The 15563-nt window shown below is 55.4% G+C and carries 17 protein-coding genes; 10 read left to right on the forward strand and 7 right to left on the reverse strand.

All coding sequences use genetic code 11. The features are described from left to right. Positions 1–101: 101 nt before the first annotated feature. Entirely contained in the window at positions 102–953 is an 852-nt protein-coding gene (locus AC1MDE_RS10600; RefSeq protein ID WP_160869093.1) for a helix-turn-helix domain-containing protein, read from the forward strand. On the opposite strand, the gene AC1MDE_RS10605 is transcribed toward AC1MDE_RS10600, so the two are convergent. Beyond that, positions 907–1305, reverse strand: a complete 399-nt coding sequence (locus AC1MDE_RS10605) for a helix-turn-helix domain-containing protein (protein ID WP_038643912.1) — start codon at positions 1303–1305, stop codon at positions 907–909. The two genes, AC1MDE_RS10600 and AC1MDE_RS10605, sit on opposite strands and share 47 nt — an antisense overlap. Positions 1306–1497: 192 nt before the next feature. Here AC1MDE_RS10605 and AC1MDE_RS10610 point away from each other — a divergent pair, with 192 nt between their 5' ends. Continuing rightward, positions 1498–1875 (forward strand): DUF1360 domain-containing protein, encoded by a 378-nt coding sequence (locus AC1MDE_RS10610; RefSeq protein ID WP_201785687.1) that lies wholly within the window; start codon positions 1498–1500, stop codon positions 1873–1875. A 2-nt stretch (positions 1876–1877) separates the two neighbouring features. On the opposite strand, the gene AC1MDE_RS10615 is transcribed toward AC1MDE_RS10610, so the two are convergent. Next, positions 1878–2342 (reverse strand): Rrf2 family transcriptional regulator, encoded by a 465-nt coding sequence (locus tag AC1MDE_RS10615; RefSeq protein WP_034829963.1) that lies wholly within the window; start codon positions 2340–2342, stop codon positions 1878–1880. Between the two features lie 67 nt (positions 2343–2409). Continuing rightward, the gene (locus tag AC1MDE_RS10620; RefSeq protein WP_479414843.1) at positions 2410–3402 is read right to left on the reverse strand and encodes a LacI family DNA-binding transcriptional regulator; all 993 of its coding nucleotides are present in this window, start codon (positions 3400–3402) and stop codon (positions 2410–2412) included. A gap of 403 nt (positions 3403–3805) precedes the next feature. Between AC1MDE_RS10620 and AC1MDE_RS10625 the strand changes: the two genes are divergently transcribed. After that, positions 3806–5269: a sugar porter family MFS transporter gene (locus tag AC1MDE_RS10625; protein ID WP_479414844.1), complete on the forward strand. Its 1464-nt coding sequence runs from the start codon at positions 3806–3808 to the stop codon at positions 5267–5269. A gap of 15 nt (positions 5270–5284) precedes the next feature. Here the strand turns inward: AC1MDE_RS10625 and AC1MDE_RS10630 are convergent, their stop codons facing one another. The 4 genes from AC1MDE_RS10630 to AC1MDE_RS10645 all read right to left on the reverse strand — a co-directional run bounded on the left by AC1MDE_RS10630 (position 5285) and on the right by AC1MDE_RS10645 (position 8496). Then, on the reverse strand, positions 5285–6418 hold the full coding sequence (locus tag AC1MDE_RS10630) for an ROK family protein (protein ID WP_034829967.1): 1134 nt from the start codon (positions 6416–6418) through the stop codon (positions 5285–5287). 16 nt (positions 6419–6434) lie between these two features. Then, positions 6435–7175, reverse strand: a complete 741-nt coding sequence (gene dnaC, locus AC1MDE_RS10635; protein ID WP_034829969.1) for a replicative helicase loader DnaC — start codon at positions 7173–7175, stop codon at positions 6435–6437. Continuing rightward, positions 7175–7711 (reverse strand): primosomal protein DnaT, encoded by a 537-nt coding sequence (gene dnaT / locus AC1MDE_RS10640; protein WP_479402931.1) that lies wholly within the window; start codon positions 7709–7711, stop codon positions 7175–7177. Before dnaT ends, dnaC begins: the two co-directional genes overlap by 1 nt. Before the next feature lie 92 nt (positions 7712–7803). Further along, complete coding sequence (locus AC1MDE_RS10645) at positions 7804–8496, reverse strand: autotransporter (RefSeq protein WP_479414845.1); 693 nt, start codon at positions 8494–8496, stop codon at positions 7804–7806. Between the two features lie 142 nt (positions 8497–8638). Here AC1MDE_RS10645 and AC1MDE_RS10650 point away from each other — a divergent pair, with 142 nt between their 5' ends. From AC1MDE_RS10650 to AC1MDE_RS10680, 7 genes are all read left to right on the forward strand, one after another. Further along, a complete protein-coding gene (locus tag AC1MDE_RS10650; protein WP_480344549.1) occupies positions 8639–9199 on the forward strand; it encodes a DNA-3-methyladenine glycosylase I in 561 nt (186 codons plus the stop codon). A 110-nt stretch (positions 9200–9309) separates the two neighbouring features. After that, entirely contained in the window at positions 9310–9972 is a 663-nt protein-coding gene (locus tag AC1MDE_RS10655) for an OmpA family lipoprotein (protein WP_045815063.1), read from the forward strand. Positions 9973–10133: 161 nt separating this feature from the next. Continuing rightward, complete coding sequence (locus AC1MDE_RS10660) at positions 10134–11138, forward strand: LacI family DNA-binding transcriptional regulator (protein ID WP_479401318.1); 1005 nt, start codon at positions 10134–10136, stop codon at positions 11136–11138. 58 nt (positions 11139–11196) lie between these two features. Next, positions 11197–12222, forward strand: coding sequence for a LacI family DNA-binding transcriptional regulator (locus AC1MDE_RS10665; protein WP_479402933.1), 1026 nt, complete (start codon positions 11197–11199; stop codon positions 12220–12222). 154 nt (positions 12223–12376) lie between these two features. Beyond that, entirely contained in the window at positions 12377–13126 is a 750-nt protein-coding gene (locus AC1MDE_RS10670) for a sugar phosphate isomerase/epimerase family protein (RefSeq protein ID WP_479397891.1), read from the forward strand. Between the two features lie 7 nt (positions 13127–13133). After that, positions 13134–14075: a sugar kinase gene (locus tag AC1MDE_RS10675; protein WP_480344550.1), complete on the forward strand. Its 942-nt coding sequence runs from the start codon at positions 13134–13136 to the stop codon at positions 14073–14075. 141 nt (positions 14076–14216) lie between these two features. Further along, complete coding sequence (locus AC1MDE_RS10680) at positions 14217–15497, forward strand: MFS transporter (RefSeq protein WP_058961166.1); 1281 nt, start codon at positions 14217–14219, stop codon at positions 15495–15497. Positions 15498–15563 lie beyond the last annotated feature (66 nt).

A 15563-nucleotide genomic window follows, 5' to 3' on the forward strand; every position in this document is an offset into this window, starting at 1 on the left:
AATGCAGTTATTCGGTAAAACCGAACAACTGAGCTCTGTTTAAAAATCAGCTTGTTCATGATTCTATACTGTCTTTCACGCTGGCTATTGCGGAATCACCCATGCTCATCCATCCCACCGACAACCTCACCTTCTCTGGCGATCCGCGTGCGGATGAGCTGCGCAAAAAACTGCTGCAACCCAATGCACCCAAAGTGATTGCGGCGTCATTATCGAAACAGCTTGATCGAGAAAGCCGCACCCACAGACATGCCGCCGGACAGCTTTACTGTCTGAAGCAAGGGATGATGACGGTCAACACGCCCTCGGGTATCTTCGCCAATCCGCCGCGCCTGGTGGGGTGGATTCCGCCACACTTCGAACACGCGATTATCGGGCCAGGTCGCGTGCTCGGCTGGACGGTGTTGGTGGATGAAGCGCTGACGGCACCGCTGCCAAAACATCCGGTGCTACTCTCTTGCCCTTCGGTGCTGGAACCGCTGGCTGAGCGGCTGGCAAGTTTGTCGCCGGATAGCTGGGGCAGCGATCGTTACAACCGATTATGCGATGTGTTTCTTGATGAGCTGTATGAGTCCACCGAGCATGCGCTGACGCTGCCACTCCCCGAAGAGCCACGCCTGCGGCAGATCGCGCGCCTGCTGATGGACAATCCGGCGGACACCCGCACCGGCCCCGAACTGGCACAGTGGGCGGGATTGAGTCCACGTAGCCTGAGCCGTCATTGGGCCAGTGCGGTGGGCATGAGCCTCTCGCGCTATCGCCAGGTGTCGCGGCTATTGAAATCACTGGAAGGGTTGGCCGACGGCAAAAGTGTGCAGCAGGTAGCGTGGCAGGTCGGTTTTGATAGCGTGAGCAGTTACATCAGCGCCTTCCGCAGCGCCTTTGGTTCCACGCCCGGCAAATACTTTACGCCGCCTGACGCGTCTGCGGTTGCAGTATCAGAAGACTCGTAGGCCCATCGATCGCTGGCAGGCTGTGATGATATTTGCGACGAAACGCGCCGGGCGGCAGATCGTACATGCGGCGGAAGGTGCGGCACCATGTCTGCTGCGACTCAAAGCCATACTTAATCGCAATCTCCATCAACGGCATATGACCGTTCATCAGCGCAATCGCCGATGCCGTGAGTTTACGCTCGCGAATATAGCTGCCCAGCGCGATACCAGTATGGTGGCGGAACATGCGTTGCAGATGCCACTGCGAATAGCCCGCACGACGCGCGACCGTCTCCAGCGTCAGTCGCTGTTCAATATTGTCTTCGATCCAGAGCATCAGTTGATGCATACAAGCTGCCTGAATATCCATCTTTCCTCCTGATGGCGGATTAAAAAGTCAGCAGCATTATAAAAAAGCCTCAGATGGCTATGTTTAGCGTTAAAGCCAATAAATAACGATATCTCGCCAAACTTTAATGGCTGTCGTTCTGACCCGACGCTTGCAGCTTACACTATCATGTAATATTGTAAGTTACATGACAAATGCCTGACAGGAGAATGTATGAATACTTGGATGACTTCAGACGTGGGAACTTGTGTCGCGATAGCTCTGGCAGCGGCCAGTATCGCGATGACCCTCACGCAAACCGAGTTGTTTGCTGGCTTACGCGCGTGGACCGCCAAAAAGCACGCGCTGCTCGGCCATCTGTTCCACTGCTTTTACTGCATGAGCCACTGGACGGTGCTCTTGGGCATGGTGATTTATCGCCCTGCGCTATTGCACAGCGATATGGCACTCGTTGATTGGGTGATGACAGCGTTCATTACCTTAACCCTGACCACCTTTATCAACGGGTTGATGTTCAAAGTGTTCCAGGCAGCGGTCACCACGCATGTGATGAAGCACAATGCGCAGATCACTTTGCAGAAGCAGGATTGAGGTTATTCACTGCACAGCGGATGGGGCTCAGATTCCAGCCCCAGTTTTGCCATTTTCTTGAGGTAATCATCGGCAATATCAGCCACGGTGATGTGGCTAAAGCGTTGAAGCAGCAGCACTTCCGCTTCATGGAGCGCCTGATCCAGACGCTCATCGACGGCATGTTCCACCAGGCAAGGTGACGGATCGGCGGCGGGCCCGATACTGAACAGAGCAGGCGATCCAATCGCCTGATACACATCCAGCAGCGTAATCGCGCTGAGTTCCACCCGCAGCTCCCAACCGCCGCCGTGCCCCTTCTCCGAGACCACATAGCCTTTTTCGCGCAGGCCAGACATCATGCGGCGTACCACCACCGGATTGGTGCCCAACATCTTCGCCATCGCTTCCGAAGTGGCGCGTTTAACGTGCCGATCAAGATGAATTAAGGCGTGCAGTGAGCGGGACATTCGGTTGTCGCGGGGCATGGATCATTCCTCTAAAGTTCACGACACTGTAGCAAAGCCGCCCGATAGCAACAATTTATCCGGTCGTCTAGATAGTCGCTCCCATCGAGAGTCGATAATGCAGATTGACCTGTTCAATAGTCGGCTGCTGGTTAATCTTCTTCAGCACAATCTCGGTGGCGACTTTACCCATCTCAAAACGTGGCGTGATCACGCTGGCTAAACGCGGCGTGGTGGCCTGGCCAATCTCCAGCCCGTGAAAACCGGCAATCGCCATCGTCTGCGGCACGGCAATTCCGGCTGCCTGACACTCCTGCAATACGCCGACAGCTAAATCATCATTGGTGCAGAGAATCGCGTCCATTTCCGGATAGAGCTGGCGTGCCAGCGTCATCATGCCCGTACCAATCGATACTGAAGAGACCTTATTCGGCACGATACGCCCCGCCGGAAAGCCCACCGCTTCCACCGCATCACGATACCCGGCATAGCGCTGCTCATCGCGGCGATCGGACATTGAACCAAAGTAGATCACGCGCTGTTTGCCGCTGGCCAGCAGCATCGAGGTCATATCGTAACCGGCGCGATAGTTGTCAAAGCCGACGTTAATCCGCCCGCTGGCTTCCGTCAGCCCCATCACTTCTGCCACCGGAATATTAGCGGCATTGAGGTATTTCTCGGCGCGCACCGTGTGCACTGATTCCGTGAGGATCAGCCCTTTGATGTTGAACGCCAGCACGGTGGCGATCTGCTCCTCTTCACGCTGGGCGTTGTAGTCGTAATTGACCACCAGCGTCTGATAGCCGTGCGCACTGGTGACCGACTCAATGCCCGCCAGCAGATCGGCAAAGATTTGGTTGTTAAACGAAGGAACCAGCACGCCAATACGCGGCTGACTCTGTTTGGTTGCGGTGGTGTTGTCGCTATCGGGGACGTAGCCGATTTCAGCAATGACGCTGGCGATTTTCTCCGCCGTTTCCGTTTTAACCTTTTCCGGGGTACGTAAATAACGGCTTACCGTCATTTTGGTGACGCCCGCCAGGGTAGCAATATCGTCCAGAGTGATGCGCTGCGTTTTCATTGCGACGTCCGCAAAGATGGCCTGTCAATCAACGTATTATGCCCGTTGCCCGGCAAAAAATGAAACGCACGCGTAACCTCATTCAGGGAGAGAAATCATGGCTGTTAAGCAGAATAAAAATTTCACACCGTTGCAAGAAAAAACAAGATTAATCATGTCCTGTCAATCTTACCTGATAAAAAACCTATCATTTCAGCGAAATATGGCCCTGCCGTGAATATTGCCATCAGCAATTTTCGCAACGTCCTTCACACTTTCTGGAAAAAATGATCCAAAAACCATCATTTAGAACATATATTCCAATATGATGACCTTGAGTGAAAAACGCTGAACATCGATAACCTACACCACTCCTCTTTCTGAACACGTAACGTTCAGGCCGTAGAGACAAGGGGCTATAACAATGGATACCAGGCAAAAACGCTACAACATGAAGTACGTCATACTCTGCTGTACCGTCGCGGCATTTGGCGGACTGCTAATGGGCTATGACTCTTCAATTATCTCCGGTGCAATCGAACCTTTAAGTGAATATTTCCAGTTAACCCCCGCAGAAACCGGCTGGGCCGTTTCCAACATTCTGCTGGGTAGCTTAGTGGGCTGCTTTATTGCCCCGCGACTGAGCGACAAACTCGGACGCAAAAAATCGCTCGCCATTACCGCGTTGCTGTTCACCGTTTCGGTGATCGGCACCGCCATCGCCCACAACTTCACGGTGTTTGTGCTGTTCCGCATCATTGGTGGGCTGGCGATTGGCCTCGCCTCGGTGATTTCGCCGATTTACCTCGCGGAACTGTCGCCCTCGAAATTTCGCGGCCGTACCACTGCACTCTATGCGGTATGCTGTGTCGGTGGACAATCGGTGGTGTTGCTGACCAACTACTTCATCACCAAATCGACGCTGCCCGAGGTGATGATCAACATGGGCTGGCGTTATATTCTGGCTACTGCACTGGTGCCTTGTGCACTGTTCATCTTTTTCATCGCCTTTATCCCGGAATCTCCGCGCTGGAATGTGCTCAAGGGCAAATACGATGAAGCGCTGGATACGCTGACCAAAATTTCCAACCGCGAGCATGCCGAGAGCGTGTTCAATGAAATCAAACACTCGTTCTCAGACAAAACCGCACACCAACATAAATCGCGCCTGCGCCTGGATAAAACCACCATTCCGCTGTTGATCATCGGTATCGGTCTGGCGGTCGGTAACCAGATCAGCGGCATTAACGTCATTCAGTACTTCGGTCCGACATTGCTGAAGAACGTGGCGGGCAGCACCGATTCGGCGTTGCTGCAGACCTTCTGGCTGTCGATTTGTCAGTTTATTGGCGTGCTGGCGGGCATGATGGTGATTGATAAAATTGGCCGCCGTAAGCTGCTGCTGCTGGGGGCCATCACCTCCTGCATCTGCCTCGCTTACTCGTTCATCGCGTTCTATTATCACCTGCCGGGTATGCTGGCGGTGGTGGGTCTGTTTGCCTATATGATTTTCTTTGGCATGACCTGGGGCCAGATTGTCTGGACCGTGCTGGGCGAAATCTTCCCTACCGAAATTCGTTCGATCTGCGTCGGGATTTCCATCTGTGCCATGTCGCTGGCGAACTTTGTGATCAGCAGTACTTTCCCGATCATGAACAGCAGCCCGATGCTGCTGGATCTGTTCCACGGTGGTTTCCCTCTGCTGCTGTTCGCGATTTTCTCTCTGGGAATGTACTTCTTTACCTTCCGCTACCTTCCAGAAACCGCGGGCGTGTCGCTGGAGAAAATTCATGGGCTGGTGCTGGAGAAGTTTAACGTCGAAGCGGATTTGCCACAGAGCACCTCAACGACCAAACCCAGCGAGTCATTTGATATTCCACGGCATTAATGTGATGAAGCGCGCCTAAGAGATGGCGCGCTCATATTGCTCAATCACCGCCAGCGCCAAACCGTTGGCAGGATCAATACGCTGCGGCAGGAAATGCAGCTGCGTGTGGGAGAAGGTAAAGGCCAGCGTGCTGGCCTGCGCCGTTTCTTCAACCGCCTGGATAAAGGCAGGATGCGTATTCCACGGCCCATCAATAATGATGCTCGCCGGGTTCACCAGCTGCATCACATGGCTCAGGGCGTGGCCCAAATGTTGACCGGTTAACGCCATCACTTCACTCACGATCTGCGGTTCACTGGCGGCATTCTGCCAGCGCAGTCCTGCTTTACGCTGCCCCAACTGCTGTTGAATCGCGGGCTGACTGATCAGCGTTTCCAGGCAGCCTGAACGTCCACAGCTACAACGCAACCCTTTCGGTTGCACCTGCAAATGACCAATCTCCCCGGCGGTCCAGCTGCTGCCGACAAACACTTCGCCCTGTTCCACCAGCGCACCGCCAACCCCTTCACCGATACGCAGATAAAAATGGCTTTGTGCTCTATCCAGATCGAGTTGCTCCACCGAGAGCAGCGCAGCGGCTTTGACGTTATGCATAATGCGCAGCGGCAAACGGCAGGCGCTGACCAGCGGCGTCAAAACATCGACATCCTGCCAGCCAAGATGGGCGGAAAAGTGCACCCGGCCACGCTGTGGATCGATGATGCCGGGAAAACCGACGGCGATGCCCAGCAGTTCAGGATGCGCGGCGTGCAAGGTCTGGCACACTTCCTCCAGCTCACGCAGCAGCTGCTCAGGATCGGCGGTCGCCGTTTGCCAGGTCTGTTCCGCAATCACCTGCGAGAAATAATCACAGACGCGCCAGTGAATGGCGTTGCGCTCCACCATGATGCCGGCGCTTTTTAGCTTTTCCGCGCGTAGCGAAATTTCGATTTTTGGGCGTCCAGCCGCTGCCACGCTCACCGGGCCGAGTTCGTGAATCAGGCCCTGCGCCAGCAAATCATCCACAATCAGGGATACGGTGTTTTTACTCAGCTGCAGCGCCAGCGCGATATCCTGGCGGGAAGTAATACGTGTGCTACGCAGTTGCGTCATCACGCGCTTAAGGTTGTTTAATCGAAGTAATGCGGGGCCTTTACCGGCTGCTTTCATCGCGCGCCCACCTGACTCAATACTCATCACCGCGTACACGGCTGCGATAGCTTTCCCAATCGAAACGCACCCACAAACTGGTGCCGAGACGCATACGATCCATCACGCGCTCACCTAATAAGCCGTTCATTCCCGCCGGGTCCAGATTCGACAACATGCCGGTTGGGCGTTTTGACGATGAGCGACGATCGACAATCTGATTGATGATCACTTTTTCGTAGCGGGATTCGCTCTGCATGCCGATCTCATCGATCACCAGCAGATCCACATGGCTAAGATCCTGCAGCAAGCGCTCTTCGGTGATGTCGCTGCCACCGCTGAAGGTGCCTTTCATGCTCGACATCAAATCGGCCACGGTGACAATCAATACGCTTTTGCCACGCAGAATGAGGTCGTTACCGATGGCGGCGGCCAGATGGTTTTTTCCGGTGCCAGGGCGACCGGAAAACACGAAGCTGGCGATGCTGTTGTCGAACCCGGCGGCATACTCCCGCGCCAGCGCGAGTGCTTTGCGCTGACCATCATTCTCGACACGATAGTTATCAAACGAGCAGTTCATGTGCAGCTCACGGATACCGGAACGCCCCATGATACGCTGCATTTTCATGGCGCGGTTTTCGCGCACGATGGCTTCGGAGCGCAGACGGCCCTGCTCCTGATTCCACGCCAGCAGCTCTTCACCGTTTTTAAATTTCGGCTGCACATCCGCAGGCATAAATTTTTTCAGGCGACTGAAAAGATCGTTCGGCGTTTTCATCACTCACCTCGGAATCCATCGGGAATATCATATTGAGTATTGCTGATCTGGGTGACATCGCGCTTGGGCTGACCGCCATTAGCAGCGCGGTTCATTTGTACGCTGCGCGCCAGTTTCTGCTGCCACTGCACATGATGGAACAGTCGGCCTTCGGCCTGCCAGTAAGCCACAAAGGTAGCCAGTTCGGCTGCAGTGACCGGTTCACTCAGCGCCACACCCCAGATGGCGGCCTGCCGCTGAAAATCGTGATCCGGCTGCCAGCCCGCGTACATGGCAAACTTGCCTACCGGTGTGGCAATCGGTGCCGCATCGGTATGGAACAGGCTGTCATCCAGCGTGACATCATTTGGCTGCTGCACTGCGGCTTCCAGCGCCAGCAACTGTGCCAGACGCTGCGGTGTCAGCGCATAAAAAGCGGGCGCATTGTTGTGCAGCACCGCCAGCACGCCGTTATCGGCCTGCTGCAACACGGCAAGCGGATCCTGGCAAAAGCCATCCAGCCCCACCAGCGTTGAAGATAAGATTTTAACTGACATGAAGAAACCTGACGTTGACCAACCCGGAGCGCCGATAGGTTTAGCGCTAAGTGGTCAGTGTACCTTTTTTAACGCGATGGATCGCGCAGGATTTAGAAGCTGGCGCTGACGCCAAGGCTGTAAATAAACTGCTCACCGCTGACCACCGCCCCGGTTTGCGAGAAGGAGGCGAAAGCCGCCATATTTTGCCCAAACGGCACATTGGCCCCCACGCTGACATCCACCCAGTTGCTTTCATGGCCGATCTCCTCGGGGCGATCGCGCAGCGATGACATATTTTCATCACTCAATTGATGGCTGTAGCTAACCTGTGCCCAGGGTGAAATCCAGTCAAGGGTGGAATCTACGCGCCAGCCCAGTGAGGCAATATGTCCGGCGTGATTGCCATCGACAAATTCACACTTCGGGCAACTCACTCGCGAATCATCCACCGCGAATTGCGCCACCGGACCGGTGCGCAGCGTCGCACTCATCGGCATCTGCCAGCCTGCCGAATAGCGGTTAGCAAAGGGGGCATTTCCCACGCTGGCTTTTTCACTGTGCAGCACCATCGCGCTCTCATCCGGTGAATTAAGCGCGGCATCCATCAGGCTGATGTCACGATCTTCTGTCAACATCAGGTGATGACTGGAAATCTTTTCAGCAAGTATCGCATTGTAATCCGGCACATAATCCGCGCCCGATTCATCCCAGGCGTAAGCCGGCAGCGCCGCAAATAACAGCCACACACTGCCAAAAGCCAGCATGAGATTGTGCTGGCCTGTCCACTCACTTTTCTGCAACATGAAAGACTCCTGACGAGCCAGAAAGGAAACGGGCGTTAAGATTCAGGTTTATTGATTATCGGCACCCATTGATTAACTATTAATCGATTCTGTAATACGTCAAGGGATTAACTGTATTTTCCTCATGCTTAGGGAGAGTAATATGCAACGTTGTGGCTGGGTAACACAGGATCCACTCTATCTGGCGTACCACGATAATGAGTGGGGTGTGCCGCAAACTGATAAGCGGGCCTTATTTGAAATGATCTGCCTTGAGGGACAACAGGCGGGTTTGTCGTGGATCACCGTGCTCAAGAAACGTGAGAACTATCGTCGCGCGTTCCACGAATTTGATCCTCAGGCCGTGGCGTTGATGGATGAGGCAGACATGCTGCGCTTGCTGCAAGACAGCGGATTAATTCGTCATCGCGGCAAGCTGGAGGCGATCATCAATAACGCCAAAGCCATGCTGGCGCTGGAAGCGGAAGGCGTAGACTTTTCACGCTTTATCTGGTCATTCGTCGATAATCAGCCGATTTTGCACCGTTTCGCCGATTACAAGCTGGCACCCACCACCTCCGAGCCTGCGATTGCGCTCTCTAAAGCGTTAAAGAAGCGTGGTTTTAAATTCGTCGGTCCCACAACCTGCCATTCATTTTTACAGGCGTGTGGGCTGATTAACGATCATCAAACCAGCTGCTTCTGCCATCCCGATAATCTTTAACGCAAAACTTTACACTTTAAGACTGACCCTCACGCATTTCCCCATTATTGAACGGCATAATAGTGCCGTTTTGGGGCATTTTCCCCGTGTGACTTTGTGAGGGATTTTCAATGAAAAAGCGTAGTTTGACGCTGGCCTTGTTACTCAGCGGCAGCGTTGTGCTGTCCGGTTGTACCACCAATCCTTATACCGGCGAATCGCAGGCCGGGAAATCCGGCATCGGCGCGGGCTTAGGTGCCGTGCTGGGTGCAGGCGTTGGCGTGTTGTCATCGTCGAAGAAAGATCGCGGCAAAGGCGCGCTGATTGGTGCCGCATCCGGTGCGGCGCTGGGCGGTGGCGTCGGCTATTACATGGATGTGCAGGAAGCGAAGCTGCGCGACAAAATGCGCGGTACTGGCGTCAGCGTGACGCGTCAGGGCGATAACATCGTGCTGAATATGCCGAATAACGTCACCTTTGACTCTAACAGCAGCAACCTGAAACCCGCAGGTGCTAACACCTTAACAGGTGTCGCGATGGTGCTGAAAGAGTATCCTAAAACCGCCGTCAATGTGGTGGGCTTCACCGACAGCACCGGTACGCGCGCGCTGAATATGCGCCTGTCGCAACAGCGTGCGGATAGCGTGGCCAGCGGCCTGATTCTGCAAGGCGTAGCCCAGAACCGTCTGCGCACGCAGGGCATGGGCCCGGATAATCCGGTGGCCAGCAACAGCACCGAAGCGGGTAAAGCACAAAACCGCCGCGTCGAGATCACGCTGAGTCCACTGGGTTAATCCCGCTCGCCGATCTGTTTCTGCAGATCGGCTTTTCCGCACGTTTTTACACCGCAATTGACGCTTTTTGTATCAGATAACGCTCTATAATCGTCAACCAATAGAGCCGTGAAATACTTTATGCTAGCGTGATCAAAATTTGATCAGTGGAAAACGTCATCATGTCGCTCAAAGCCATTGCCGCTGCCCTCGGCCTCTCTGTTACCACCGTGAGTCGTGCGCTAAATGGCTATGACGATGTTGCGGCCGCCACGCGTAAACGTATTGAAGAAGAAGCCACTTCACGCGGCTATCGTCCGAATGATGCCGCGCGCCGTCTGAAGACCGGGCGCGCCAATGCCGTCGGGCTGGTTTTCCCGGTCAGCACCGCCTCTTTGAATGACAGCTATTACAGTGAAATGCTGTTGACGCTGGATCAACGCCTTGCTCAGCATGACATTGATCTGATGATCCTGCCGGATAAACCGCATGATAAGCACCGCACGCTGATGCGCTTGCTGCGCAGTGGCGCGCTGGATGCGTTGATTCTCACCCATACCCAACCGCATGATATCCGTCTGCAGCGTTTGCAGCAGAAAGGCTATCGCTTTCTCACGCTGGGCCGCAGCCAGCTGCCGCAACCTTATGCCTGGTTTGATTACGATAATCATGCAGGCACCTTGCTGGCCGCTGAACACTGCCTGCAACAAGGGCTGACAAGGCTTGCCTATCTTGGCGGCAACGAGCCCTGCACGTATATCCTCGATCGTCGCCACGGCTTTATCGATGCCCTCACACAGCATCAACCACCTATCGCGCCAACGATGCTGGCCGCGCTGCCGGTAACACGTCGTGCCGGTTACCAGCAAACACAGCGCTGGCTGGCGCAGGATATCGCGCCTCAAGCCATCATCACGGATTGTGCGCCGCTGGGTGAAGGCGCGGCCATCGCGTTGCAGCAGGCCGACCGTTTAAGCGGCGCGCGGGCGATCCCACTTTATGTCTATGATGGCTTGCCGCATGACTCCATTATCGATCATCCGGTGAACGCGATTCTGCAACTGTCGCAGCAGCGCATCGGCGAACGCGTGGCCGAAATGGTGCTGCAACTGCTGGAAGGTGCACCGCTTGAGGAGCTCCAGACGCTGTGGCAACCGATGTTGCGCCTCACTTCTGATGCACAATGATTGCGTGCGCGCCGCGCTGTGATAGTCTTCGCCTGATTTTATTATTCAGGTGTACGCGATGAAGACCAGGCCGCCACGAGCCACAATCAGTGACGTTGCCCGCACGGCAAAAACCGGTAAAACCAGCGTTTCCCGCTATCTCAATGGCGAAGTGAATCTGCTCTCGCCCGATCTCAAAGCCCGTATTGAACAGGCGATTGCCGACCTCGATTATCGTCCCAGCCAGATGGCACGCGGCCTGAAGCGTGGCCGCACGCGGCTGATTGGCCTGATTATCGCGGATATTACCAATCCCTATTCCGTGGATGTGCTGAGCGGTATCGAAGCGGCCTGCCGCGCGCAGGGTTTTACGCTGCTGATGTGTAACACCAACAACGAAGTCGATCGCGAGCAGTATTATCTGCAACTGCTGAGCAGTTATCAGGTTGAGGGCATCGTGGTGAACGCGGTCGGGATGCACGAAGAGGTACTGAAGCGCCTGCAGCAGTCGATGCTGCCGATGGTGCTGATCGACCGCAAAATCCCTGACTTCGCCTGTGATGTGGTTGGCCTGAATAACCCCGAAGCCGCGCAAATTGCCACCCAGCATCTGCTGGACAACGGTTACGATGCCCTGCTGTTCCTCAGCGAACCCTTAGGTAGCGTCAACACCCGCCGTGAACGCCTTGGCGCATTCTATGACACCAGCAAAGCCCACGCCGGCGTGATGGCGGAAAACGCCGAAGTCACCCTGCATCAGCCTGAACAGCTGGAGCAGGTGCTGCGGACATTCCAGCAACGCCACAGTGACAAACGCTGCGCGGTGATGGCCGCCAACGGTGCCCTGACCTTACAGGTGGCGCGCGCCTTGCAGCGGCTCGAACAGCGCTGGGGTGAAACCATCGGACTGCTCGGTTTTGATGAGCTGGAGTGGGCCGCACTGGCGGGCGTGGGTATCACCACCCTGAAACAGCCCACCTGGCAAATTGGCTATGCGGCGCTGGAACAGGTAATCTCACGCATTGACGGTAATGAGCAGCCGATCAATGAGCAGGTTTTCCCCGGTGAGCTCATTGTGCGCGGCTCCAGCCAGCCGCTGCGCTAATCCCCTTTTCTCTGGCTCACTTCGTGAGCAGGATCATAATTCCACACTCTCTTCCTTTCATTTGGAACCGGTTCCATTTAGGTTTTTTTAAGACATCGATTTAAAACAATGGGCGGCTCAGACCGCATCCTTCCGAGTTCAATGGAGAGACAACATGGCACATCCGGAAATCATTGTGGTCACCGCCGCCTACGGCACGCACAAAGTCGCTGAGTTAGGTGGTCAAACCGCCCTGCTGCCACTGATCAAAGCCGCTGGCGCGGATGGCGTAGAAATCCGTCGTGAGCTATTCAGCGAGGACGATCTGCTGAGACTGCACTCGCTCAACGAGGCAATTGCTCAACAGCAGCTGAGTGCCAGCTACTCGGTGCCGGAAGCGTTGTGGCTGGAAGATGGCTCGCTCAACCCTCGTCTGGGGCAGTTCCTGCTTGAAGCCGAACAGATTGGCGCTAAGCGTTTGAAAATCGCCCTCGGCCATTTTGTCGATCTCTCCGACGCTGCGCTGGTTGAGGTACTGGCAGCATCGCCAGTAACCGTGGTGGTGGAAAACGATCAAACGCCAGACAGCAAACTGGCCCCGATGCAGACCTTCTTCCATCGTGCCTGCGATGCCGCCCTGCCGCTGGATATGACCTTCGACATGGGCAACTGGCAGTGGACCGGCGAAGACGCCTTGCAGGCAGCGGCGCAACTCAGCCGTTACGTCAGCTACATTCACGTGAAAGCCGCGATGCCACATGGCGAGAGCTTCCGTGCGGTAGCGCTGGACGAAACCGACGGCAGCTGGCGCACATTGCTTAACGCACTGCCTGCTGATGCGCCGCGCGGCATCGAGTTCCCACTCGAAGGCGAAGATCTGCTGGCCGTGACACGCCATTACGTTGAATTGCTGCGTGCGCTGTAAGGAGTCGATGATGAAGCAACTGGATGTGGTCACGATTGGCGAAGCGATGGCGATGTTTATCGCTCAGCAAAGCGGGGATCTCGCCGCCGTAGAGGGCTTCGTCAAACGTATTGCCGGTGCCGAACTGAATGTGGCCATCGGCCTGGCGCGCCTTGGTTTACAGGTCGGTTGGGTCAGCCGCGTCGGCGATGACAGTTTCGGCCGCTTCACGCTGCAACAGCTGGCAAAAGAGAAGGTCGATCATCACTGTGTGACCACCGATACCCGCTATCGCACCGGTTTTCAGCTCAAGTCGCGCGTCGATGACGGTTCCGATCCTGAAGTGGAATATTTCCGCGCCGGCTCCGCCGCCAGCCATCTGTCACCTGACGATTTTAATGCGGATTATTTTGGTGGCGCGCGTCACCTGCACCTGAGCGGTGTGGCGGCGGCGATCTCCGACAGCTCGCTTGAGTTGACCAAACATGCGGCCAAAGAGATGCGTTCGCGCGGCAAAACCATCTCCTTCGATCCGAATTTGCGCCCGGTGTTATGGCGCAGCGAGGAGGAAATGCGTAAGCAGCTGAATCTGCTGGCAGAGTATGCAGACTGGGTGCTGCCGGGTGAGAAAGAAGGGTTCATTCTGACCGGCTATCGTCAGCCTGAAGCCATCGCCGATTTCTATCTGGATAAAGGTGTACGGGCTGTGGTGATCAAAACCGGCTGCGACGGCGCCTGGTATAAAACCGCCGATGGTGAAAAGGGCAATGTCGCACCGATTCTCGTCGATAACGTGGTGGATACCGTAGGCGCGGGCGATGGTTTTGCCGTGGGCTTGATCAGCGCACTGCTGGAAGGCAAATCGCTGCCACAGGCGATTCTGCGCGGTAACAAGATTGGTTCGCTGGCGATTCAGGTCGCCGGCGACAGTGAAGGCCTGCCGACGCGCGCGGCACTGGGCGATTTTTAATCAAGCGGTTGCCTTAATTGGCAACCCTGCAGGTCGGGTACGCATTAACGCGTACCAGGTGAAACAGTCTGTCTCTACACAACCCGATTATTTCGAGGCGCATCCATTGAATGTGCCCGCCTCAAAACAGAGGAGTCACCCATGAAAACGCAGACAATCGCGCCAAAACGCTGGTGGTTTATCATGCCCATCGTGTTTATCACCTACAGTCTGGCGTATCTGGACCGGGCGAACTTTAGCTTCGCCTCTGCCGCAGGGATTAATGACGATCTCGGCATCACCAAAGGCATGTCATCGCTGTTGGGTGCCCTGTTCTTCCTTGGCTATTTCTTCTTCCAGATCCCCGGCGCGGTGTATGCCGAACGCCGCAGCGTGAAGAAGCTGATTTTCTGGTGCCTGATTCTGTGGGGCGGCTGTGCCTCATTAACCGGCGTGGTAAGCAACATTCCGATGCTGGCAGCGATTCGTTTCGTGCTCGGCGTGGTGGAAGCGGCGGTGATGCCGGCGATGCTGATTTACATCAGTAACTGGTTCACTAAGTCGGAACGTTCGCGCGCCAATACTTTCCTGATCCTCGGCAATCCGGTCACTGTGCTGTGGATGTCGGTGGTGTCCGGCTATCTGATTAATGCTTTCGGCTGGCGTGAAATGTTTATCTTCGAAGGCATCCCGGCGGTGATCTGGGCCGTGGCCTGGTGGTTCCTGGTGCAGGACAAGCCAGCACAAGCCAAATGGATGAGCGACGAAGAGAAATCAGCGCTGCAGGCGCAGTTGCAGAAAGAGCAGGAAGGCATCAAAGCGGTGCGTAACTATGGCGAAGCCTTCCGAAATCGCAATGTGATCATTCTGTGCATGCAATATTTTGCCTGGAGCATTGGCGTGTACGGTTTCGTACTGTGGCTGCCTTCGATTCTGCGTAACGGCACACAGATGGGCATGGTAGAGGCGGGTTGGCTTTCAGCAGTGCCTTATCTGGTGGCGACCATTGCGATGGTCGTGGTGTCATGGGCGTCTGACAAAAAGCAAAACCGTAAGCTGTTTGTCTGGCCGCTGCTGCTGATTGGGGCGCTGGCGTTCCTTGGCTCCTATCTGGTCGGTTCCAGCCACTTCTGGCTGTCGTATGCGCTGTTGGTGATTGCCGGTGGCGCGATGTATGCCCCTTACGGCCCGTTCTTTGCCCTGATTACTGAGATGCTGCCACGCAACGTTGCTGGCGGTGCCATGGCGCTGATTAACAGCATGGGCGCACTCGGTTCCTTCATCGGATCGTGGATTGTAGGCTATCTTAATGGCGCAACCGGCAGTCCTGCTGCCTCTTATATCTTTATGGGTGCCGCGCTGCTGGTCTCGGTGTGGCTGACGTTAATCGTCAAGCCCGCGGAGAACAAGACAGCACCGATTCATGGGGCGAAGCACGCCTGAAAGCGTAAGAAATGACTTTCCCGGGCGGCTCAGGTCGCCCGTCACACGTTCTACAGGGAGCAAATG

This window comes from Pantoea folii, assembly GCF_056678875.1.